Below are 21480 nucleotides of genomic sequence, written 5' to 3'. Positions count from 1 at the left end.
GCTTAAATATACTTTGGTAAACGAATGTAACTATTAATTAGAGAGTATTGAAGTGCCTGTTAATTTAATTTTATAAGGCCATTGTTCTTCTTCAGGTTTAGGCTTGTCGCGATTGCGTCTTCCACTAGGTAATGACCAATGTTCTGTGGGTGCACCAGAAACGACTAGCCATAAATTAGCCGTGTTTTTAGGGACTTTAAAAGTCACCGTATCATCGGCCTTTTTATGGATTTTTCCATAAACGCTTTCGCCATTTTTTAAATAGGCTACAAAACCGTAGCGCCATCCTGCTTTATCGCGTTTTACATTGGTATAACCCGCACTATTTGCAATACCTTTAAAATGCAATGTCACTTTTTTACGCTCTGGAACTTGTAACGGAATGCCATTGTACCCATAATTTTGAGGCGCATTGATGGAATCTACTTGAAACCAACCATCTTCAACTTCGGTAAGTTTGGTTTTATGCATGTTGCGGTAAGGTTTTGCAACGCTATCAACACGAGGTAAATCCCAAGTGATAAAATGACGATTGGCATCAAAAATTTCGTCATTAAATGCGTCTTGCGATAAGTTTGTGATGCGTTTGTAGGTTTGCACCACATCTTCTCCCTCTTGCGTGCTTCGGCATAAATTTCCCCAAAATTCAATACCATGTTTATTAGACCAATATTCTAGAACATAAGGCGAATGATACATGTTTTCAGGATGTAAAAAGGCGTAATGTGTGCCTTTTAAAAAATCGACTAAATGATAATTTTCAAAAGTCATCCATTCGGGGTACACTTGCCAAAGCATGTACTGTGCAGACATTTCCATGATTGGACCACGTGGTCCGGTACCGCTATCGCGAGCGCTTAAATATTGAAATGAATGTCCTATTTCGTGAGCTAATGCGCCGTAAGGTGCTTTGTTAATGCGAACAGCGGGTGTCCATAAAATACCAACATCTTCCGATCCGCCACCAAAAGCGGTGTTTTCGTCGCCACCAATTACAAAAATGAGGAGCTTGTAGTTGTCGGTATGAGACGCTCCTTTTTGTACCAATTTTAAATCGTTGACGTAGTAATTGTAAAAGCGTTCGCATTCTGCCATGGCTTTATCAACATCAAAACGCTTGCTGCTATCACTATTTTTCATAGGATTGTTGCCATAACTTTTATGCCAAAACATGACCAAATTATCCGATTCTGCCATTCTTCTATAGCTGTATTCGCTTTCGGCATCTTCAAAATTATTGCCTTTTGGAATGCGCCAAATTTTCTCTGGAATAAGTCTGGTTTTAGCCGATTTGTTTTGCGCCCAAACAGAAAACAATCCGCTAAAAAGTAAGGCTACAATTAGTAATAAATATACTTTTTTCATGGCTTATTGTTTTGTAATTATAGCAGCCCAACCACCACCTTTTGCCATCTTAACGGTGGCTTTTGATGCTTTTGTAACCGTTGTGGTTTCTATTTTATAATCTTCGGCAAATTTATTGGCGTTTACGCCATCTTTGTAAATGGTCATGCTGTAGTTACCATCATCTAGGAATGATAAATCGAACTCTAAATTGCGTTCATCCCAATTGGTCATGGCACCTAAATACCAGGTATCACCTTTTTTTCTAGCTAGAGCAATGTAGTTCCCAACCGATGCTTTTAGCACTTTGGTTTCATCCCAAACGGTTGGAATTTTCGTGATAAAATCTACGGTTTCTTGTTCTTCGTAATAGCGCGATGGTGACTCACAAAGCATTTGTAAAGGCGCTTCGTAAATAACATACATCGCGACTTGATGTGAGCGGGTTCCCATACTCATTGGACGCTCAAATCTAATGCTGTAATTTTTTTCTTGAGCGTTGTTCATCGCTCCTGGAGTGTAATCTAAAGGGCCGGCAACCATGCGCGTAAATGGCAAAGTGACATTATGTTTTGGAGTGTTTTCTTCGCCACTCCATTTGTTGTTTTCGTTACCTTTTACACCTTCGTAGTTTATTACATTCGGGTACATACGACGTAGTCCCGAGGGTTTAAACGCTCCGTGAAAATCAACCAACATTTCTAATTCGGCACACTTTTTAGCAATCGCTTCGTACGAGTTTACCATATATTGGTCGTTACGTTGCATGTAATCAATTTTAATGCCTTTTGCGCCCCAACTTTTGTAAGTTTCTAAAATTTCGTTTAGGTTTTCATCAAGAGGTTTCCAAAGCACCCACAGAATAATACCAACGTTTTTTTCTTCGCCGTAGCGAATTAACTCTTGTACATCCATGTCTGGGTTAACGTGAAGAATATCGGTGGTCGATTTGGTCCATCCTTCATCTAAAATCACGTATTCAATGTTGTTTTTCGATGCAAAATCAATAAAATATTTATAGGTTTCTGTGTTTAAACCCGATTCGAAATCAACCCCATAAATATTGTTAGCATTGTACCAATCCCAGGCTACTTTTCCAGGTTTAATCCAATCGGTATTTTTAATTGCTGTTGGTTTGGACAGTTGATAGGTTAAATTGCTTTCAACCAGTTTAGCATCGTCGTTTGTAATTACAAAAACGCGCCAAGGAAAAGCTCTTTTACCTGTAGTTTCAGCAATATAATTGGCTTCTTTGGTGATGGTTTGCACACGGTCTGATCTTCCGTCTTTATCAACAGCCTCTAAAACATACTTTGGAAATTGAGCGCTTAACGTACTGTTGTTATTGCCTTTTAAAAAGAGTCCAGGGTAATCGTGTAAAGCGGTTTCTGTAAATAAAACGCGGGTTTTATTCGAAGTAAAAAGCACGGGCAAGCTACAAAATTCTTCCGTTTTTATATCGGTTACTGTTTTGTCTAAATAATAACATTCGTTGTGTGAGTACATCGATTTTTCAATAGGAAATAAAGACGTTGCACCATCAGGAAAGGTTAAATCAACGGCTTCTGAGATCACATTGCGTTTGGTTTTAGTATCATCTATAAATTGATATGCCACACCATCGTTGTAAGCTCTAAAATTAAGCTTATAATTGCCTTTAAATTGAATAGAAAGCTCGGTATAATTATCGTCTATTTTTGAATTTTTATGCGGAACAGCGGGATAAATAACCTCAGAAACCGTTTTTATTGTATGATTTTTAACGGAAGCATTATTGCCAAAATTGGTGCCTTTTGAAAAATCCATACCAACAGTAGCTTTTTCAATAACTACAATGTTGTTTAATGTGGCAGACCACGAAATAGTTTCGGCGACATTAACGGTAATTTCTAACTGATTATCAGGTGATTTTACACTGAAATTTTGAGCGTGTAATCCAACGGTTATCAGCAGTAGTAAAAAAAGAAAGCCTTGTTTTTTCATGTGTTTATTTAGATTTCGGATTGGTTTCTTCTGAAACAGAAGCAATATCTTCTTCCGTTAAGGCATAATCATACATTTGAAACGATGCCATTAAACCTGAATAATTTTCGCCAATATCTGAAGCACCAATAATGAATTTAGCGTTTTCGATGGCCGATGATAACAGCATATTTTGTGAGTTGTTCAACACGCCATCAACGTATATTTTTTCTACAACACCATCAAAGGTTAAAACAATATGATGCCATTGGTTAGCTTCTGGTAGGGTTTTGTAACGCATATCGAAATGACCATCTAAATGTGCTACGGCACCATAATGTCCGCTATTGTAGGCCAAAGCATTGTAAGAGTTGGCTAACCCATATTTAAAGCGGTTACACCAAGATGCTAATATTTCACCATCGCGAGCAATTTCAGGATTTTTAACCCAAGTAGAAACGGTAAACGAACCATTCCAAGCCAATTGCTCTGGTACGGGTTGATTTAAAATTAAAGCACCTTTGTTAAAGTTTAGCGCTTTTATTCCGTCGTCATCAATAGTCAAACTCACATCGCCTTTAGCTGAAAATGTACCTTGAAGCGTACCGTTATTTGAAATCGATTTAATATCTGGACCTAAATTAGAAGCAGAAATATCGATTAATTTTTCATGTTTGCTAACAGCTGCAGCAGGTTGCGTAGATGGTTTGTTTTTTATGTTTAAAGGCAATTCAAACAAATCGCTGTAAACTTTTATATTCCAAACAGCGGCCAATAAACCTGCTTTTTCTGTGCCTAAAACCGTAAGTTTTACATAGCGTGCAGCAGCATCGTTATCATCAATCATTGGGCTTCCTGAAGTTTGATTCTTAGACTGGTCAGCAAAAAGTGTCCAATTTTCATTATCACTAGAAACCTCAAGTTTGTATTGGTAGAAATAGCTCGCAAATTCAAATTGAGTAGCAATACGTTTTATGTTTTTTTCTTCACCTAAATCGATAGTTAAACTTTCTGGAAATGTATTTGTTGCCGCCTTCCACATGGTGGCGTTATTATCATCAGTAGCAAAACTCGGTTTATAGGTGTAGTCTTTATATTCTAAGGAGTTTAATGTGTAGCTTGAAGATGCTGTTGCAGTAGCTTCAAAAGCTATGTTTTCAGGAACGGTTGATTTTACAATAGGCGCAATACCTTTATTGGTTGGTACAACAGCTTTTATGGTAAAATCGTTTTCAAAAACCATTTTATCAATACACACTTGTCTTGCCATTCCGCCGCGCGTCATTGGGTAATCGTGTTTGTGGTATACAATGTAGTAATCATCGCCATCTTCTAACACCGAATGATGCCCTGGGCCATGCGTGGTTTGGTCGTCGTTAGTGCTTAAAATAGGATTGTTTTCGCCAGGTGTAAAAGGCCCATAAGGCGAATCGGCATAAGCATAAAGAACTTTATAAGTTTCGTCGTGACAAGATTCACCCGAATACATCAAAATGTATTTGTCTCCTCTTTTCATCATGTAAGCCGCCTCAAACGGATTTGGTGTTTGCTCCAAAGGAATGTTTTCAGGGTTTATAATATCCTTCATAGTATCGGTATTCAATTCACCAACCGCATAACCACCATTATAATGCACCCAAGTACCCCAATAGGCATACACTTTTCCGTCGGTATCGGTAAAAAATTGTGCGTCTAACGATGGAAATCCTGGACGTGGATAATTATGAGCGATAACAGGCGTGTCGTCTTCGTTTAATTTTTCCCAAGGACCAACAGGTGTATCTGAAACATAGCCGTAAATATTACAACCTGCTTGACAGTTTCCAAAGTATAAATAATACTTATCGTCTTTACCTTCAATAATATCTGGTGCCCAATAATTACGAAGATTTACAGAGGATAGCGACGGAATTTCCATGGTGTAATTGTACCAATTTTGCAAATCGTTACTGTACCAAACCGTCGGTGCTCCCGATGCTAACATTTCATTATCTGTAGTTGCGTAAATGTAATAGGTGTCGCCAAATTTTTTAATGGTTGGGTCGGCATAGTAACCTGGTAAAACAGGATTGCCAATGGTGCTTTTTGATTGTTTGATGTTGGTGTTAGTGATTTGTTGATTGCATGATAATGATATACACAATAAAACAATTGGTAAATAGCAAAGTATTTTTTTAATAGCCATGACAGTTGTTTAGTTATTTTTTCGATTGATTTATGGCGTGTATATACACGATACTTACAAAGTTAAACTCCAACTAGTTTAATGACCGACGATAATTAGCGCATAAACTGTAAATATTAACCAGTATTTAATTTGAAAATAGAAAATATGTGAATTATTAATGGTGCTTTTTTGTAGTTCGAGTGATTTTGAAGCTATTACTTCTCGATACAAATTTGGTTCGTTGCTATACGCAAATCCACTCTTTTAGGTTGGAACAACTGGAATACCTTTGGTACCAATATTAACGAAGCCTTAGTTAAAGAAATAGCCGATAAATTTATTGAGCTAGGCTTAAAAGATGCGGGCTACGAATATATTGTTCTAGATGATGGTTGGATGGCTAAAGAGCGTGGTGCTAACGGTAATTTAATCGCAAATCCAGAAAAATTCGTTAGCGGCATGAAAGCTTTAGCAGATTACATTCACGCCAAAGGTTTAAAATTTGGTTTTTACAATTGCGCAGGTGCTACTACCTGTGCAGGTTATCCAGGAAGTCGTGGACACGAATATCAAGATGCACGTGCATACGCTTCGTGGGACGTAGATTATTTAAAATACGATTGGTGCGATACTGGAAAAATTAATGCCGAAAGCGCCTATATTACCATGCGTGATGCGTTGTATAAGGCTGGAAGACCTATTGTATTTAGTATTTGCGAATGGGGCGATAACGAACCTTGGAAATGGGGAAAAACATTGGTCAATTATGGCGCGTAACAGGCGATATTATTAATTGTTGGGATTGCGAAGTAGGCCATGGCTCGTGGAGCTCTTCAGGTATTTGGAAAATAATAAACACACATAACGATATTCGTAAATATGCTGGTCCAAACCACTGGAACGATTTCGATATGATGGAAGTAGGTAACGGCATGACCAACGCCGAAGACCGCAGTCACTTTGCTATGTGGAGTATTTTAGCATCGCCTTTAATTATGGGTAACGATTTACGCATTGCATCAAAAGAAACTGTAAAAACCCTATCAAACAAAGAAGTTATTGCAATAAACCAAGATAAATTAGGTATTCAAGGGTTTAGGTTTACAAACGAAGGCGATTTTGAAATATGGATTAAACCACTTGAAAATAATAATTGGGCTATGGCTTTTGTAAATATGAGTAATGAAGCAAAAGAGATTAATTTCGATTGGAAAAAATACAACCTAAGCGACAACGTGAATAGTAAATATGTAGATATGAAAAGTAACACCTTTAGGCTACGAGATCTTTTTAAGTGCAAAAATATTGGAGATACTAATCGCAATCTAAAAAGTACCATAGAATCGCACGATGTATTATTTGTACTGTTAACCGCAGAATAATTAATTCAGAATTAACAAAAATAAAGAGGCTGTCTAAAAAGCCACATTGTTGTCAATCTGAACTTGTTTCAGATTCTAATGTGTTTAGGAAATCAATCATTTAAGATTCTGAAATAAATTCAGAATGACAGATTTCATACTTTTTAGACAGCCTCCTTTCAACCCAAATAAAATCTACACCTTCTTCTTCTTCACCTATCCAAATTCTTATTTTTTTTTAGTTTAAAAACTTTGGTTTAAGCACAAGCATTGCCCAAGCCCAGTTTTGTCCGCTAGCCGCAACATCTTCTGGCATTCCTTTTAATGCGTACATACCATCGGCAGCAAACATTTGCGAATAACCTGCTACTAAAGCAAAACCTTTAAACGCCTTTTTAAATACTATATCTAACTCGGTTCCTAAAGCTTTTTCGCCTTCGGTAATTTCTTGCTCACCGCTAAAGTTTAATACTTTAACTAATAAGCTAGATGTTTTTCCTAGTTTAAAATTCGCACTAGCATGAATATCAACCAAACCAACAGAATTAGCGTGATTACCTACGTAGAAATAATCCATAAACCCGTTAAATTTGTGGTTTGTACCGTATAATGGGAAGAATGCTCCAGTATTAGCTGCATCACTTTCATCATTACCACTTATTACCTCAACACCAGCTCCTAAAGTTACTTTTGGCGACAACTTATACCCTAAATCTAAACCTAAAAGATAAGCTCCTTTTACATCTTTATAAACTGGTCCTGTTGGAGGACTATAAATAGCTTCACCTATTTGTAAATAAGCATTTGCTGCTACTGAAAAATCACCTGGAGTAAATTTTAAATGAGCTCCTAAAGTCTGTAAATTAGCAACATCATTTAACCCAGCGCCATCATTTTGAAAACCATTATTCATTATTAATAAGCTACCAGAAAACTTTTCCCAAGCTTTATTTAAATGCACCATTTGCATGGTTTTATAGGAGAAAAAACCAGTAGTATTATATTCGTTTCCTGCAGATACAAATCCTGTTGGATTGCTATAATCTTGGTTAAATGCAAAGGCAAAATCTACTTTAAAACCGTCTTTAGCATATTTAACTAATGCCGCATCGTGGTTACGCCCTTGTTGTGCCCAATCTAACCCACCAAGAATACGTTGGTCGTCGTAAGATAATACTTGGCGCCCTAATTTAGTAGACCATCCGCCTCCTAATTGTAATTCTGCCCAAGCTTGAAATACTCCAAATGAGTTATTTTGATCGTATGGTAAAATTTGACGGTTTTCACCCCAAACCATAACATCCTGCAAACTTATAAAAACCTTATAAGCATCGGTTTTATATCCCGTATTTAAACGAATTCTTGTTGAAATTCCGTAACCAGGTTCTGCTTCATCGTTAATTAAGCTACCAAAACCATGGCGGTATTCTGTACGTGGTCTAAACTCACCATCTAAAGTAAATTGAGCTTGTACTATTTGTAAACATCCTAAAAATAGTAATCCTAAAATTATTACTTGCTTTCTCATTCTTCTTAATTATTTTGTTTGTGTTAGTGTTAGTTTTTATTGTTCGTATTAGTGTTCTAAGAAATCAATTAAGTGTTTGCGATATTTATAGTAATCATCATGTTCTAAAACGGCTTTACGTGTTCTTGGGCGTTCAAAATCTATATTTAAAACATCGCCAATTTTTGCACGAGGTCCGCTGGTCATCATTACTACTCTGTCGGCTAAAAAGATAGCTTCATCTACATCGTGCGTAATCATTACGGCTGTAATTTTTTCTTTGTTCCAGATTTCAATTAAAATATCCTGTAGTTCGCCTCTGGTTAACGAATCTAACATCCCGAAAGGCTCATCTAAAAGCAATACTTTTGGTTTTATGGCAAATGCACGAGCAATTCCAACACGCTGTTGCATACCTTGCGATAGCTCGCTTGCGCGTTTGTTAAAAGCTTCTTCTAACCCTACTTTTTGTAAATAATATTTTGCAATATCGTTACGTTGTGCTTTGGTAGCATGCGGAAACACTTGGTTTACACCTAAAAGTACATTTTGTAAGGCCGTCATCCATGGCATTAAACTTGGTGCTTGAAAAATAACACCACGATCGGGTCCTGGACCTTTTATATTTTTTCCTAAAACCGAAATATGTCCTCCAGAAATTTCGTTTAAACCTCCAATCATAGAAAGCATGGTTGTTTTACCACAACCCGAATGCCCAATTATAGTAACAAATTCTTCTTTTTTAATTTGAAGATTTAAATGCTCAAGTACCACATAATCGCCTTTTGGTGTTGGGTATACTTTTTTTAAATCTTTTAAATCAAGCATCACTTCGTGAGAAGGAAATGAGGCATTTATATCAGAACTTGTTGCTGTATTTGCTGTTATTACACTCATGATACTTACTTATTTAAATTGGTTAACAAAATCTTTTGGCGCTAAATCTGGCAACACGAAAGCTTCGCGTTCTTCCGATTTTCTTTCATTCCCTATATCCATTAAATACTCAATAATAGCATTTCGGGTTTCTTTAAAATTGGTATTATCGTTAAGCTCGGTTTTATCGCGAGGTCTTTCAATATCAATTTTAAATTCTGGTCCTAAAGTTGCTTTTGGTCCTGGACGAAGCGGAATTATACGATCTGCCATATAAATACCTTCATCTACATCGTTAGTAATTAAAAGTGCTGTACGCTTATTTCTGCTCCAAATATTTAAAATTTCGTCTTGCAGATTCCCTCTTGTTAAAGCATCAAGTGCACCAAGTGGCTCATCCATAATAATCATTTCAGGATCCATAGCTAAAGCTCTCGCTACCGATACACGCTGGCGCATACCACCCGATAATTCCTTTGGACGCTTGTTTATTGCTGGTGTAAGGTTTACCATTTCAATATATTCGGCAACCAATTCTTGCAACTCCTTTTTACTCTTTTTTGGGAACGCTTCCTTTACCGCTACGTACACATTTTGCCCTACAGTTAACCAAGGTAACAACGAGTAATTTTGAAAAATAACTCCGCGGTCATGGCTCGTTCCTTCAACTTTTTGTCCTTTAAAAAGTACCTCGCCCGATGTAGGCGTAATTAACCCATTTATTAAGTTTACTAGCGTTGTTTTACCACTTCCGGTAAAACCTACAATTGCTACAAACTCACCTTCTTCAATCTTTAGGTTAATATTCGATAACACCTCCGAAGTATTATCACCTGTACCGTAGGTTTTGTTTATATTATTTAATTCTAAGTATGCCATTTTATTTGTTTTTTGGGTGTTCCCTATCAGGTCGGGCTTTCGGCTAAATCTTTTTTATTTGTTCTCGATACGTTCGCTATCGCATCACACTCGAACTGACATAAAAAAGGATACCGTCTCTATCCCTAACACAGTTTTCAACTCACATTAAGCTTTTTAATAATTAAGCTTACTAACGGTCTTGAATAAAACTTGATTTAAATCGCATCGGTTTTATCAAACGATACCGTGTTTTGTATAAACAGCATCAATCTATCTAACAAGAAACCTATAATACCAATAACAAACATGGCTACTATAATTTTAGCGTTAGAGTCGTTAGCACCGTTTTGGAACTCTTCCCAAACAAATAATCCTAAACCAGGACTTTGGGCTAATAATTCAATAGCAATTAAAACCATCCACGCTACAGATAATGTAATTTTTAAACCTGTAAAGATTAGTGGTAACGACGATGGTAAAACCACTTTAAATACTTTTTGAAATGGCCCAAGTTTTAAAACTTTAGCAACATTTATATAATCCTTATCTACCGTAGATACGCCCATTGCAGTATTTACTAATGTAGCCCACATAGAACATAAACCAACACTTATAAACGAAATGGTAAACGAGCTATCTTCACTAGAATCGATTAATAAGGTTTTTACAATCATAAAAACCAATAAGTACCAAACTACAGGAGATACTGGCTTGAAAATTTGAATAAACCAGTTAAATGCACTCTTTAAAGTTGGACTTAAACCAATAAATATTCCTAGTGGCACTGCAATTAAAAAGGCTAAAAAGAACCCTGCGAATACCGTTTTTAAACTTCTAAAAATTTGATCGACAAACGATGGTCTTCCCGTGTAAACAATAGGGTCTTTACCATCGGCTATACGCTTTTCGTTTAATGCCGCCGTTTTTTCTTTAAAAGCTGCTTTATCTGCACTAATAATTCGGTGGTCGTTTAATAACGATTTGTACGAATCCCAAACCTGTGCTGGCGATGGTAAGGTGTTTGGCTGGCAACTAATATCGCCGGAGGCAATACATGCTTTTAAAGCATCAGCAGCCGCTTGACCTTGTTCGTTTAAAGCTTTTTCAATTTTAAATTCGGCTTCAATATTATATAAGGCTTTTGCGCCCATATGCCAAATACCAATAAATAAAAATATAGATACAATTGGCACGATAAATTTTCTTAAAAACTTTGCATAGTCCTGTTTTTCTAGCTTTCCAGTAAACAGATCCTTTAGTGTCGATATAAATCCTAATCCCATGAATTTGGATATTTTATTTAATGTTAAACTTTGGCTCATGATGTGTAAATTTTATTGGTTTTTAATGGATTGTAGAAAAAATGAAGAGAAACTTTTTGGGAGTAAAATTCCCCTTCACTTTTTATTTAAAACACTTAATAATTATTATTGTACTGCTTTATCTTTATTTCCAATAGAGAAGCTGTTTATATAGGCTATTGGGTCTTTAGCATCATAAACTTTTCCATCTATAAAATCGGTAGTTGCAGGTTTATAACCATCGGTAGTTGGTATATCGCTTGCAGGAATTTGACCTTCTTCAACTAAAAGCGTTGCTGCTTTTTTCCAGATATCTGGTCTGTAAATATCTTTTATAGTTTCTGCATACCAATCTGCTGGTTTAGCGTCTGGAATTTGTCCCCAACGTCTCATTTGAGTTAAGAACCAGATACCATCTGAGTAGAATGGATATGTTGCGTTGTATTTGTAGAATACATTAAAGTCTGGCATCTCGCGCTTGTCGCCTTTTTCGAACTCGAAAGTACCTGTCATAGAGTTTGCTAATACCGCTTCGTCTGCACCAACGTATTGCGACATTGATAATATTTTTACAGCTTCAGCTCTGTTTCCTGGTTCGTCTAACCATTTACCAGCACGAATTAAAGCTTTAGTAACCGCAACTGCTGTATTTGGATTTTCCTCAACAAATTTCTTTGTCATTACAAATACTTTTTCAGGGTTGTTTTTCCAAATATCATAGTTGGTTGTTACAGGAACACCAATACCTTTAAATACAGCTTGCTGATTCCATGGTTCACCTACACAGTAACCATAAATAGTACCTGCCTCTAAAGTTGCTGGCATTTGTGGTGGAGGTGTAACAGAAAGTAAAACTTCAGCATCAATTTGTCCTTGTACGTTTTCTGCAGTATACATACCTGGGTGAATACCTGCTGCAGCTAACCAATAACGAATTTCGTAGTTATGTGTAGATACTGGAAATACCATTCCCATTTTAAATGCTTTACCAGCATTTTTATATTCGGTAATTACAGGCTTTAATGCCTCGGCTTTTATTGGGTGAATAGGCTTGCCATCTTCTCCAGTAGGAACATTTTGCTTCATTTTGCTCCAAACATCGTTAGATACTGTTATACCATTACCATTTAAATCCATAGAAAATGGCGTAACTAAATCGGCTTGACGACCAAAACCAGCACCTGCAGCAATAGGTTGTCCTGCTAACATGTGTGAACCATCTAATTGTCCATCGATAACACGATCTAGTACATTTTTCCAGTTACTTTGTGCTTCAACAGAAACAAATAATCCTTCATCTTCAAAAAAACCTTTTTCTTTTGCAATAGCTAAAGGTGCCATATCGGTTAATTTGATAAAACCAAAAGTTAATTGTGGTTTTTCTATCTCTAGTTGTTTTGTTTTTGAAGTAGATACAACTTCAGCAACAACTTTCTCTTCTTTTTTCGAGCTTTTTCCGCCACAAGCAAATAACACTACCGAAAGTGCTACAAGACTTGTTAATTTAGTTAATTGTGATTTCATTTTAATTCAGTTTTTATAGTTAACTAAGTATGAATACTTATTTTTTGACAAATATATACGTAGAATCTAATCTCGCCAATGATATCAAACATGTAAAAACAACTTTTTTAGCATTTATAAACCTGCTAAAAATCATATTTATTTGTTACCCCTTGTAAATAGTACGTTTACAACTTGAATTAAATACGTATAAAATAAAAAAGTCATACGTAATTTACATATGACTTTTTTAGGGTTGAAGTTGATAAAAGTGATTTTAACTATCTAAATAAAAATGATGCTCGCTTAATTCGCTTTTTAAATGCTCAATATTATTTATGATAATCTTTTTTCCGTTTGTAGAAATAAGCTTTTCCTTTTTTAAGGCAGAAAATACACGAATTACTTGCTCTTCGGTTGTTCCAGCATGATCTGCATACTCTTTTCTACTCAATACCACATTTAGGTATTGTTTATTTAGTCCAAATTTTCGATGTATATATAATAAGGTGTCAATAACGCGCTCTCTTACCGTCATTTGCGAAATTGATTTTACTTTCGATTCACTTCTATTGAGCTCATCGGCGTAAAACATCATAAAATCGTAAGCTAATTTGGAGTTAGATAGTAAGGCGTCTTGTAACACCGATTTAGAGTAATAACACAAAATGCTATCCTCTAGAGCAATAGCTCCAATAGAATAAAACTCTTCGGTACCAAATCCGCGATGCCCAATAATTTCGCCTTCTTTTGCAAAACGCACAATTTGTTCTTTTCCGTTAATACCGGTTCTAAACACCTTTACTTTTCCTTTAAGCACAAAGAAGAGGCCATTAACTGGTGCGCCTTCAATAATAAATTGCTGTCCTTTTTTACATCGTAAGTTATTTTTCTTTTCAAAATGCGTATCTAAACCCGCTCCTAAGTTTCTTTTTATCAAGCAATTATAATTTTGACACGCAGCACAACCCACATCAAAAGATGCTTGTTTTCTATTCATAGAAGTTGTTTTAGGCATTATTAAAGTGTCTGTAATCAAAAAAGAAAATGTTAATTGGGTTATACTTCAAATATACGTAAAAATACTTAGTTTTTGTGATTTATACGTATTTTTACAAATCATGCAAATATTGAGCTTTCATTTTATCAATATCATATTTATTGCTTGTTAATTAAGTATTTATTATAAAAATCTAAGTACTTCGCGGAATCTAAAAGTAATATCGTTATATTTGTTTATATATAGCGAACACTATGATTTCAGTTAATCAAGCCATTAATCTTGTTAAAAAGCACTGTAAACCTATGCTACGAAAAGCAACAAAACCTGTTGAAAAAGCTAATGGTTATAAATTATTTAGCGATGTTTACTCAAATATAAACATGCCACCTTTTAGGCAATCGGCTATGGATGGTTATGCGCTAAACATGCACAATCAAAATACTTACAAATTAATTGGCGAAGTGAAAGCAGGCGATAATAAGCAACCTGTTTTAGAAGCAGGTGAAGCTATTCGTATTTTTACTGGCGCTCCAGTTCCAGAAACTGCAAATGCAGTTGTCATGCAAGAAAAAGTAGCCGCTAAAGCTAATGAGATTACTGTAACAACCTCGGTATTTGAACATGAAAACATTCGCCCCATTGGCGAGCAAGTAAAATCAGGAGCCTTGGCGCTTGAGAAAAACACAAAAATTACACCCGCTGCTATTGGCTACCTTAGCTCTTTAGGTGTTACTACCATTGATGTTTTTAAAAAACCAAATATCGCCATTATTACAACTGGAAACGAATTAGTAAATCCGGGTGAACCTCTTGAATATGGTTGTATTTATGAGAGCAACTCTAAAATGCTCCTGAGCGCACTGTACAGTTTGAAATTTTACGATGTTACCATTTTAAAAGTAAACGACGATTTTGATAACACCTACAACACATTACGAGAAGCCATTACAAACCACGATCTAGTATTAATTACCGGTGGTATATCGGTTGGTGATTATGATTTTGTTGGCGATGCACTTACTAAATTAAATATTACCCAACATTTTTATAAAGTGATGCAAAAACCAGGAAAACCGTTGTTTTTCGGCACTAAAAACCACACTAACATATTTGCGCTACCTGGAAATCCAGCAGCAGCTTTGACCTGTTTCTACAAATATGTTTACACAGCGCTTCAAATCATGATGAATAACGAAAGGGTTGATTTACCAACAGTTTCAGCAAAATCTGAAACTGCTTTTGTAAAAAAAGGCGATCGTCCTCAATTTTTAAAAGCGATTTATAATAATGATAACGTCACTATTTTAGAAGGTCAAAGTTCGGCAATGCAACACACTTTTGCTCTGGCTAACGCATTGGTTTTTGTACCACAAGAAGTGAGCGAAATTAAGATTGGTGACACCGTTGAAACCATGCTATTACCCGTTTAATTATGAGTTATAAAATTAAAAGCAGAATTTGGATAGAGTTCGAAAACCATGTGCTACTTGGCGAAGGTCGTGTGCATTTATTAAAAGCTATAGACCAAACGGGATCTTTATCGAAAGCTGCAAAACAAGAAAAAATATCCTATAAAAAAGCCTGGGATTTAATTGATTCCGTTAACAAATCGGCTAAAAAACCTGTAACCATAAATAGTATTGGCGGCAAAGGTGGTGGTGGTGCTCAGTTAACCGAATATGGAAAATCACTAATTAAAGCCTTTGATACCATAAACAAAAATTGTTGGGATTTTTTAGATAAAGAATTAACTAAAATTGAAAGCTTGTAGGTCATAGAAGTGCCTAAAGTTAGAAGTGTCTAAAGTTTAAAGTTAAACTGAGTAAACCTTAAAAAATGAACAACAAAGAATTTGCAAAACAACTTGAAGTAAGAACCCGACTTTTTGGGATTTCGGTAATTAAACTATCCGCAACATTACCAAATACAATTGAAGGCAAAGTAATTAGAAATCAAATAACAAAATCTGGAACAAGCATTGGTGCAAATTATCGCGAAGCCAATCGCTCTAGGAGTAAAAAAGATTTTAAAAACAAAATTAAAATAAGCGAAAGTGAAGCAAGTGAAACTGAATATTGGTTAGAAATAATTAACGACTTGAATTGGGTTGAATCTAAACAATTGAACACAATTATTAAAGAAGCAAAAGAACTATTAGCTCTATTTACATCCATTGCAAACAAACTTTAAAACCACTTTAACCTTTAAATACTTAAGCGCACTTTAGGCACTTTTATTATGCTACAAACCGAAAACATATATTTATTCTTAGCCATTCTACCTGTCATTTCATTTTTATATGCCAGTGTAGGTCATGGCGGCGCAAGTGGTTATCTGGCTTTAATGGCATTATTTTCATTTGCCCCAAACACCATGAAACCAACCGCTTTGTTACTAAATTTATTTGTGGCAGGCATTTCCTTTTACTATTATTTTAGAGCAGGACATTTCAATAAAAAGCTGTTTTTATCGTTTGCAATAAGCTCTATTCCCTGTGCTTTTTTAGGCGGAACTATTGAAATTGATGCTTCTATTTACAAAAAGACCTTAGCCATTCTACTGATTTTTGCCATTTTAAAAATGCTGAATGTTTTCGGAAAAGAAAAAGACGAAATTAAACCCGTAAAACTGTGGCAAGGACTTGTCGTTGGTGGCGTTATTGGCTTCTTTTCGGGTCTTATTGGTATTGGCGGCGGCATTATACTCACACCCATAATTTTATTGTTGCATTGGGGCAAAATGAAGGAGGCTGCGGCAGTTTCGGCCTTATTTATATGGGTGAATTCTGCATCGGGTTTAATCGGACAAATAAGTAGCGGTGTAACTATTGAAACAGGATCGTTCGTTTTGGTTGCAGTCGCTTTAATTGGCGGGGTCTTTGGCGGATTTTTAGGAAGTAAAAAACTAAACAATCAAAAATTACGATACATTTTAGCTTTTGTGCTCGTAATTGCTTGTGCAAAACTAATGTTTACTTAAAATGATTGATGAAAGTAACATAACAGGCATTGTTTTAACGGGCGGAAAAAGCTCAAGAATGGGAACAGACAAAGGTTTTTTAAAACTGAACAATAAACATTTCACAACCCATAGTATTAATGCTTTAAAACCATTGGTTTCTGAAATTTTAATTATTTCTGATAATCCTGATTATGATGCTTTTCATTGTAAAAGAATAGAAGACGAAATAAAAAATGCTGGTCCCGTAGCAGGTATTTATTCAGGTTTAAATGTATCGAAAACTAAGTATAATTTGGTGTTAAGTTGTGATATTCCGTTTATCAATACGGCTGTGTTACAACAATTGATTGATGCTGTTGACGCCACGAGCGATGTTATTCAAATAGAAAGCAACGGCAAAACCATGCCTTTAATTGCTATGTATAAAACAGAAACTTTAGAGATGTTTAAAACAGCACTTAACAACAATGAACGCCGATTGCAAAACGTGTTAAAATCTCTAAAAACAAAATCTGTAATTTTAAATAAAGCTGAAGAAAACACAACTATAAACGTTAACACACCAAACGATTTTAAAGCTATTGCAAATGGAAATAACTATTAAATATTTTGGTCAACTTGTTGAAACAACAAACACCACCGAAGAATTAATAACCATAGAAAAAGGTCAAATATCAAGCCTTTTAAATCTGTTATTAAATAAACATAAAGGTTTAAAACAAAAAGATTTTCAAATAGCACAGAACCAAGAAATTGTTTCGGTAGATACCGAACTATCGGGTGCTGAAATAGCTTTATTACCACCATTTTCTGGAGGATAAAAATACGAGATCAGACCTGTCAGGTTTTAAAAACCTAACAGGTCTAGAAAAAGAGCAACAAATGACAAATAGATACAACAGACATATCATTCTACCAGAGATTAGACAAATAGGCCAAAACAAGCTTTCTAAAGCCAAAGTTTTGGTTATTGGTGCTGGCGGATTGGGGTGTCCCATCTTACAATACCTTGCTGCCGCTGGCGTAGGCACGTTGGGTATTATCGATTTTGATGTTGTAGAACTTTCAAACCTGCAACGACAGGTTCTGTTTGGAGATTCATCATTAGGTAAAAACAAAGCGCTGGCTGCAAAACAACCCTTGCAAGATTTAAATAATGACATTGAAATAAAAAGTTATCCTGAAGCACTTACCTATCAAAATGCATTGCAATTATTTGAGCAATACGATATTATTGTAGATGGATCGGACAATTTTGAAACCCGCTACCTTGTTAACGATGCCTGCATAATTACCAACAAACCGCTAGTTTTTGGAGCTATTTACAAATTTGAAGGTCAGGTTTCGGTATTTAATTATCAAAACGGACCAACATACCGCTGTTTATTTCCTAATCCGCCACAAAAAGATGCCGTTCCTAACTGTTCAGAAATTGGTGTTTTAGGTGTTTTACCCGGAATTATTGGCAGCATACAAGCCAACGAAGTCATAAAAATAATCACGGGAATTGGCGAAGTGTTATCTGGAAAATTATTCTGTTTCAACACGCTAACCAATCAATCATCGACATTAAAAATCAATAAAAATGAAGCGATTGTAAATTCAGTTTTAGAAAAATCGGCTGCATTCACTTCACAATCAATAAAACTTAATTGCGAAGTGGTTAACACGGTTTCCTTCAAAAGCATTATCAACAAAAAAAACATTCAAATTATTGATGTGCGCGAAGCCCATGAGCAACCAAAAGTAGATGAATTTAATGTGGTTTCACTTCCGCTTAGCGAAATTCAAAATCATCTTGATCAATTTAAAAATCACTCAGAAAACTACTTGTTTTGCCAATCAGGAACACGCAGCAAAAGAGCTGTTAAACTATTAAATGAATCTGGAATTACCAATTGCTTTAGTATTGAAGAAGGTGCTCAGGAGATAAAGAATTATGCAAACATGCGTCATTACGAAGAAGGTAAAAAAGATTGCCACGTTCCTCGCAATGACTAAAAAATAAATCTATGAAAGACAAAAAACCCAAAAATGTATTTAGAGAAGGTGCCATTTCGCATGAATTTATAGGCAACAGCATTTACAAACACCAAAGCAAAACCAGCATTGGAGCACACAATATTTTCTTAGGTCAAGTACGTGCCGATGATGTTGATGGCAAAACAGTTTCAGCGATAGAATATACCGCATACGAAGACATGGCAAACCAAAAATTTCATGATATTCGAGAGGCCACTTTCGAAAAATTCGACCTGACTTGCATGCATATTTACCACAGTTTAGGCACTGTTAAAGCAGGTGAAATTTGTCTGTTTGTATTCGTTTCGGCGCCACATCGAAAAGTCGTTTTTGAAGCCTTAGAATATGTAGTTGAAGAAATTAAAGCTAATGTTCCTGTATTTGGCAAAGAAATTTTTGAAGACGAATCGCATCAATGGAAAGTAAATAATTGATTAATCTAAAAGAACACGCTATAAACCAAATCAAAATTTTTGTTCAAAATCACATAAAAAGACAATCAATTTCAGAAAATAAAGGTAATATTTAAAAGGAATCTTGAAAAAATAATTAATAAAAATACAATAGAAAATACTATAATGGTAGACATCACACATAAAAAAACAACATTACGAACGGCGGTTGCACAAGCGACTGTAAAAGTAAGCAAGCCTGAAACCATCGACGCTATAAAAAACGATACCGTTCCGAAAGGTAATGTGTTTGCCATGAGTAAAGCGGCGGGACTTTTAGGTGTAAAACGAACACCTGATATTTTACCCGATTGCCACCCGTTACCCATTGAATTTACTGGCGTTGAATACAAAATAGACGGTTTAGATATCCGTGTGATTTTTACGGTAAAAACCATTTACAAAACTGGCGTAGAAGTTGAAGCGATGCATGGCGCAAGCGTTGTGGCTTTAAACATGTACGATATGCTAAAACCAATTGACAAAGGCATTGAAATTCACGCGATAAAACTGCTAAGCAAAAAAGGCGGCAAATCGGATTACAAAAACAAATTTAAAACCGATTTAACCGCTGCAGTAGTGGTTTGTAGCGATACTATTTCGGCAGGACATAAAGAAGATAAAGCCGGAAAAGCCATTATTGAAAAGTTAAAAGCTTGTGAGGTTAGTATTTCGGAATACGTGATTATTCCTGATGAGCTTGAAAGCATTCAAAATAAAGCCAAAAGCTATGAAAGTATGGGGATTGATTTGGTAATTTTCACTGGTGGTACCGGGCTTTCAAAACGCGATGTAACACCCGAAGCATTAATGCCAATTTTAGACCGACGCATACCCGGTATTGAAGAGGCTATTAGAAATTACGGACAACAACGTATGCCGTATTCTATGCTATCGCGCAGTGTTGCAGGAACTATTGGAAGCACCTTGGTTTTAGCACTTCCCGGTTCTACAAATGGCGCCAAAGAATCTATGGATGCCATTTTTCCGTCGGTGCAACATGTATTTGGCGTTTTAAGAGGTGCGCGACATGATTAAGCCTGTTAGGTTTTGGTCTGGAAAACAAAATACTTAATATAAAATGACAAACATATTAACAGACAAATTTAACCGACAACACAGCTACTTGCGCATTTCGTTAACCGAACGCTGCAATTTACGCTGTACGTATTGCATGCCCGAAGCTGGTGTGCCTTTGTCTCCTAAAAGTCATTTAATGACCTACGAAGAAGTGTACAACATCGCAAAAACCTTTGTAAACCATGGTGTAACAAAAATTAGGTTAACCGGTGGAGAACCTCTTGTTCGTAAAGATTTTAGCACCATTTTAGAAAAACTAGCGTCGCTACCTGTAGAATTGTCTATCACATCAAACGCAGTAATTATCGATCGTTTTATTGATGATTTAAAGAAATACGGCGTTAAAAATATTAATGTGAGTCTCGATTCGCTTAGCAAAGACAAATTCACGCATATCACGCGACGTAATAATTTCGACAAAGTCTATAACAACATTTTACAACTTATAAACGAAGGTTTTAACGTTAAACTAAACGCCGTATTAATGAAAGGGTTTAACGAAGATGAAATTGTAGATTTTATAAAATTCACAAAAGACTTACCCATTTCGGTTCGCTTTATTGAGTTCATGCCTTTTGATGGCAATAAATGGGATATGAGTAAAATGATATCGTATGCAGAAGTGATGCAATTTGCAGAAGAAGCCTTTGATAAAAAAGATATTATTCGATTAACTGATGCTCCAAACGACACCTCTAAAAACTATAAAATTGAAGGTTACAAAGGAAGTTTTGCTATAATAAGTTCGGTTACCAATCCGTTTTGCGATTCCTGTAACAGACTACGATTAACCGCTAATGGGCAATTGAAAAATTGTTTATTTTCTTCGGAAGAATCAGATTTATTAACCACGTTACGAGAAGGTAAATCCATAGAACCAGTAATTAAAAAAGCGGTAGCAGCTAAATTTAAAATTCGTGGTGGCATGGATACGCTCAAAAAATTAAAAACGCCTGATTTACATGGTAAAAACCGAAGCATGATAACTATTGGTGGATAGCACATGCCAGCTTAAGCTAACTGAAAACATTTTTATCGAGAAATCCTCAATCCTTCTTAAGGTTTTAACTAACCAATTAA

The 21480-nt window shown here is 35.7% G+C and carries 21 protein-coding genes; 12 read left to right on the top strand and 9 right to left on the bottom strand.

What is annotated here, in order from left to right; translation table 11 throughout:
* Positions 1 to 33: 33 nt before the first annotated feature.
* The 3 genes from PK35_RS04010 to PK35_RS04000 are packed head-to-tail and all read right to left on the bottom strand — an operon-like array spanning position 34 to position 5491.
* Positions 34 to 1365, bottom strand: coding sequence for a DUF6055 domain-containing protein (locus PK35_RS04010; protein WP_044625401.1), 1332 nt, complete (start codon positions 1363 to 1365; stop codon positions 34 to 36).
* Positions 1366 to 1368: 3 nt separating this feature from the next.
* Positions 1369 to 3327, bottom strand: a complete 1959-nt coding sequence (locus tag PK35_RS04005; RefSeq protein WP_044625400.1) for a glycoside hydrolase family 97 protein — start codon at positions 3325 to 3327, stop codon at positions 1369 to 1371.
* Between the two features lie 4 nt (positions 3328 to 3331).
* A complete protein-coding gene (locus tag PK35_RS04000) occupies positions 3332 to 5491 on the bottom strand; it encodes a family 43 glycosylhydrolase (RefSeq protein WP_082048520.1) in 2160 nt (719 codons plus the stop codon).
* A 207-nt stretch (positions 5492 to 5698) separates the two neighbouring features.
* Between PK35_RS04000 and PK35_RS17490 the strand changes: the two genes are divergently transcribed.
* Together PK35_RS17490 and PK35_RS17935 are read left to right on the top strand one after the other, a co-directional pair.
* Entirely contained in the window at positions 5699 to 6250 is a 552-nt protein-coding gene (locus tag PK35_RS17490) for a glycoside hydrolase family 27 protein (protein WP_117624647.1), read from the top strand.
* Positions 6217 to 6855, top strand: coding sequence for an alpha-amylase family protein (locus PK35_RS17935; protein WP_117624646.1), 639 nt, complete (start codon positions 6217 to 6219; stop codon positions 6853 to 6855). Before PK35_RS17490 ends, PK35_RS17935 begins: the two co-directional genes overlap by 34 nt.
* A gap of 217 nt (positions 6856 to 7072) precedes the next feature.
* Here PK35_RS17935 and PK35_RS03990 read toward each other — a convergent pair whose 3' ends face one another.
* The 6 genes from PK35_RS03990 to PK35_RS03965 all read right to left on the bottom strand — a co-directional run bounded on the left by PK35_RS03990 (position 7073) and on the right by PK35_RS03965 (position 13882).
* On the bottom strand, positions 7073 to 8362 hold the full coding sequence (locus PK35_RS03990) for an alginate export family protein (protein WP_044625399.1): 1290 nt from the start codon (positions 8360 to 8362) through the stop codon (positions 7073 to 7075).
* A 48-nt stretch (positions 8363 to 8410) separates the two neighbouring features.
* Complete coding sequence (locus PK35_RS03985) at positions 8411 to 9238, bottom strand: ABC transporter ATP-binding protein (RefSeq protein WP_044625398.1); 828 nt, start codon at positions 9236 to 9238, stop codon at positions 8411 to 8413.
* Positions 9239 to 9247: 9 nt separating this feature from the next.
* Positions 9248 to 10096 (bottom strand): ABC transporter ATP-binding protein, encoded by an 849-nt coding sequence (locus PK35_RS03980; protein ID WP_044625397.1) that lies wholly within the window; start codon positions 10094 to 10096, stop codon positions 9248 to 9250.
* Between the two features lie 197 nt (positions 10097 to 10293).
* Positions 10294 to 11400 (bottom strand): ABC transporter permease, encoded by a 1107-nt coding sequence (locus PK35_RS03975; protein ID WP_044625396.1) that lies wholly within the window; start codon positions 11398 to 11400, stop codon positions 10294 to 10296.
* Positions 11401 to 11505: 105 nt separating this feature from the next.
* A complete protein-coding gene (locus PK35_RS03970; protein ID WP_044625395.1) occupies positions 11506 to 12903 on the bottom strand; it encodes a CmpA/NrtA family ABC transporter substrate-binding protein in 1398 nt (465 codons plus the stop codon).
* 256 nt (positions 12904 to 13159) lie between these two features.
* On the bottom strand, positions 13160 to 13882 hold the full coding sequence (locus PK35_RS03965; protein ID WP_044625663.1) for a Crp/Fnr family transcriptional regulator: 723 nt from the start codon (positions 13880 to 13882) through the stop codon (positions 13160 to 13162).
* Between the two features lie 254 nt (positions 13883 to 14136).
* Between PK35_RS03965 and PK35_RS03960 the strand changes: the two genes are divergently transcribed.
* The 10 genes from PK35_RS03960 to moaA all read left to right on the top strand — a co-directional run bounded on the left by PK35_RS03960 (position 14137) and on the right by moaA (position 21400).
* Positions 14137 to 15315, top strand: a complete 1179-nt coding sequence (locus PK35_RS03960) for a molybdopterin molybdotransferase MoeA (protein ID WP_044625394.1) — start codon at positions 14137 to 14139, stop codon at positions 15313 to 15315.
* A 2-nt stretch (positions 15316 to 15317) separates the two neighbouring features.
* Entirely contained in the window at positions 15318 to 15656 is a 339-nt protein-coding gene (locus PK35_RS03955) for a winged helix-turn-helix domain-containing protein (protein WP_044625393.1), read from the top strand.
* Between the two features lie 65 nt (positions 15657 to 15721).
* Entirely contained in the window at positions 15722 to 16075 is a 354-nt protein-coding gene (locus PK35_RS03950; protein WP_044625392.1) for a four helix bundle protein, read from the top strand.
* Positions 16076 to 16123: 48 nt separating this feature from the next.
* Positions 16124 to 16864, top strand: coding sequence for a sulfite exporter TauE/SafE family protein (locus PK35_RS03945; RefSeq protein ID WP_044625391.1), 741 nt, complete (start codon positions 16124 to 16126; stop codon positions 16862 to 16864).
* 1 nt (position 16865) lies between these two features.
* Positions 16866 to 17450, top strand: a complete 585-nt coding sequence (gene mobA, locus PK35_RS03940) for a molybdenum cofactor guanylyltransferase (protein ID WP_044625390.1) — start codon at positions 16866 to 16868, stop codon at positions 17448 to 17450.
* Positions 17434 to 17667 carry a MoaD/ThiS family protein gene (locus tag PK35_RS03935; RefSeq protein ID WP_044625389.1) on the top strand — a complete coding sequence of 78 codons (234 nt, stop codon included), beginning with the start codon at positions 17434 to 17436 and terminating at the stop codon, positions 17665 to 17667. Before mobA ends, PK35_RS03935 begins: the two co-directional genes overlap by 17 nt.
* 61 nt (positions 17668 to 17728) lie before the next feature.
* The gene (gene moeB / locus PK35_RS03930; RefSeq protein ID WP_082048519.1) at positions 17729 to 18847 is read left to right on the top strand and encodes a HesA/MoeB/ThiF family protein; all 1119 of its coding nucleotides are present in this window, start codon (positions 17729 to 17731) and stop codon (positions 18845 to 18847) included.
* Positions 18848 to 18858: 11 nt separating this feature from the next.
* Positions 18859 to 19302: a molybdenum cofactor biosynthesis protein MoaE gene (locus tag PK35_RS03925; RefSeq protein WP_044625388.1), complete on the top strand. Its 444-nt coding sequence runs from the start codon at positions 18859 to 18861 to the stop codon at positions 19300 to 19302.
* A 144-nt stretch (positions 19303 to 19446) separates the two neighbouring features.
* Entirely contained in the window at positions 19447 to 20358 is a 912-nt protein-coding gene (gene moaCB, locus PK35_RS03920) for a bifunctional molybdenum cofactor biosynthesis protein MoaC/MoaB (protein ID WP_044625387.1), read from the top strand.
* Positions 20359 to 20401: 43 nt separating this feature from the next.
* Positions 20402 to 21400 carry a GTP 3',8-cyclase MoaA gene (gene moaA / locus PK35_RS03915; protein ID WP_044625386.1) on the top strand — a complete coding sequence of 333 codons (999 nt, stop codon included), beginning with the start codon at positions 20402 to 20404 and terminating at the stop codon, positions 21398 to 21400.
* The last annotated feature ends 80 nt before the right edge of the window (positions 21401 to 21480 follow it).

It is taken from the genome of Neotamlana nanhaiensis (assembly GCF_000943555.1).
GTDB lineage: Bacteria > Bacteroidota > Bacteroidia > Flavobacteriales > Flavobacteriaceae > Neotamlana > Neotamlana nanhaiensis.
Note: the sequence above shows the minus strand (reverse complement) of the source record. Positions and strands in the feature narration are given on the sequence as shown.

Bases quoted from the DNA above. Each gene is read 5' to 3' on its own strand.
- PK35_RS04010 (WP_044625401.1), bottom strand. From the start codon at position 1,365: ATGAAAAAAGTATATTTATTACTAATTGTAGCCTTACTTTTTAGCGGA.
- PK35_RS04005 (WP_044625400.1), bottom strand. From the start codon at position 3,327: ATGAAAAAACAAGGCTTTCTTTTTTTACTACTGCTGATAACCGTTGGA.
- PK35_RS04000 (WP_082048520.1), bottom strand. From the start codon at position 5,491: ATGGCTATTAAAAAAATACTTTGCTATTTACCAATTGTTTTATTGTGT.
- PK35_RS17935 (WP_117624646.1), top strand. From the start codon at position 6,217: ATGGGGAAAAACATTGGTCAATTATGGCGCGTAACAGGCGATATTATT.
- PK35_RS03990 (WP_044625399.1), bottom strand. From the start codon at position 8,362: ATGAGAAAGCAAGTAATAATTTTAGGATTACTATTTTTAGGATGTTTA.
- PK35_RS03985 (WP_044625398.1), bottom strand. From the start codon at position 9,238: ATGAGTGTAATAACAGCAAATACAGCAACAAGTTCTGATATAAATGCC.
- PK35_RS03980 (WP_044625397.1), bottom strand. From the start codon at position 10,096: ATGGCATACTTAGAATTAAATAATATAAACAAAACCTACGGTACAGGT.
- PK35_RS03975 (WP_044625396.1), bottom strand. From the start codon at position 11,400: ATGAGCCAAAGTTTAACATTAAATAAAATATCCAAATTCATGGGATTA.
- PK35_RS03970 (WP_044625395.1), bottom strand. From the start codon at position 12,903: ATGAAATCACAATTAACTAAATTAACAAGTCTTGTAGCACTTTCGGTA.
- PK35_RS03965 (WP_044625663.1), bottom strand. From the start codon at position 13,882: ATGAATAGAAAACAAGCATCTTTTGATGTGGGTTGTGCTGCGTGTCAA.
- PK35_RS03960 (WP_044625394.1), top strand. From the start codon at position 14,137: ATGATTTCAGTTAATCAAGCCATTAATCTTGTTAAAAAGCACTGTAAA.
- PK35_RS03955 (WP_044625393.1), top strand. From the start codon at position 15,318: ATGAGTTATAAAATTAAAAGCAGAATTTGGATAGAGTTCGAAAACCAT.
- PK35_RS03950 (WP_044625392.1), top strand. From the start codon at position 15,722: ATGAACAACAAAGAATTTGCAAAACAACTTGAAGTAAGAACCCGACTT.
- PK35_RS03945 (WP_044625391.1), top strand. From the start codon at position 16,124: ATGCTACAAACCGAAAACATATATTTATTCTTAGCCATTCTACCTGTC.
- mobA (WP_044625390.1), top strand. From the start codon at position 16,866: ATGATTGATGAAAGTAACATAACAGGCATTGTTTTAACGGGCGGAAAA.
- PK35_RS03935 (WP_044625389.1), top strand. From the start codon at position 17,434: ATGGAAATAACTATTAAATATTTTGGTCAACTTGTTGAAACAACAAAC.
- moeB (WP_082048519.1), top strand. From the start codon at position 17,729: ATGACAAATAGATACAACAGACATATCATTCTACCAGAGATTAGACAA.
- PK35_RS03925 (WP_044625388.1), top strand. From the start codon at position 18,859: ATGAAAGACAAAAAACCCAAAAATGTATTTAGAGAAGGTGCCATTTCG.
- moaCB (WP_044625387.1), top strand. From the start codon at position 19,447: ATGGTAGACATCACACATAAAAAAACAACATTACGAACGGCGGTTGCA.
- moaA (WP_044625386.1), top strand. From the start codon at position 20,402: ATGACAAACATATTAACAGACAAATTTAACCGACAACACAGCTACTTG.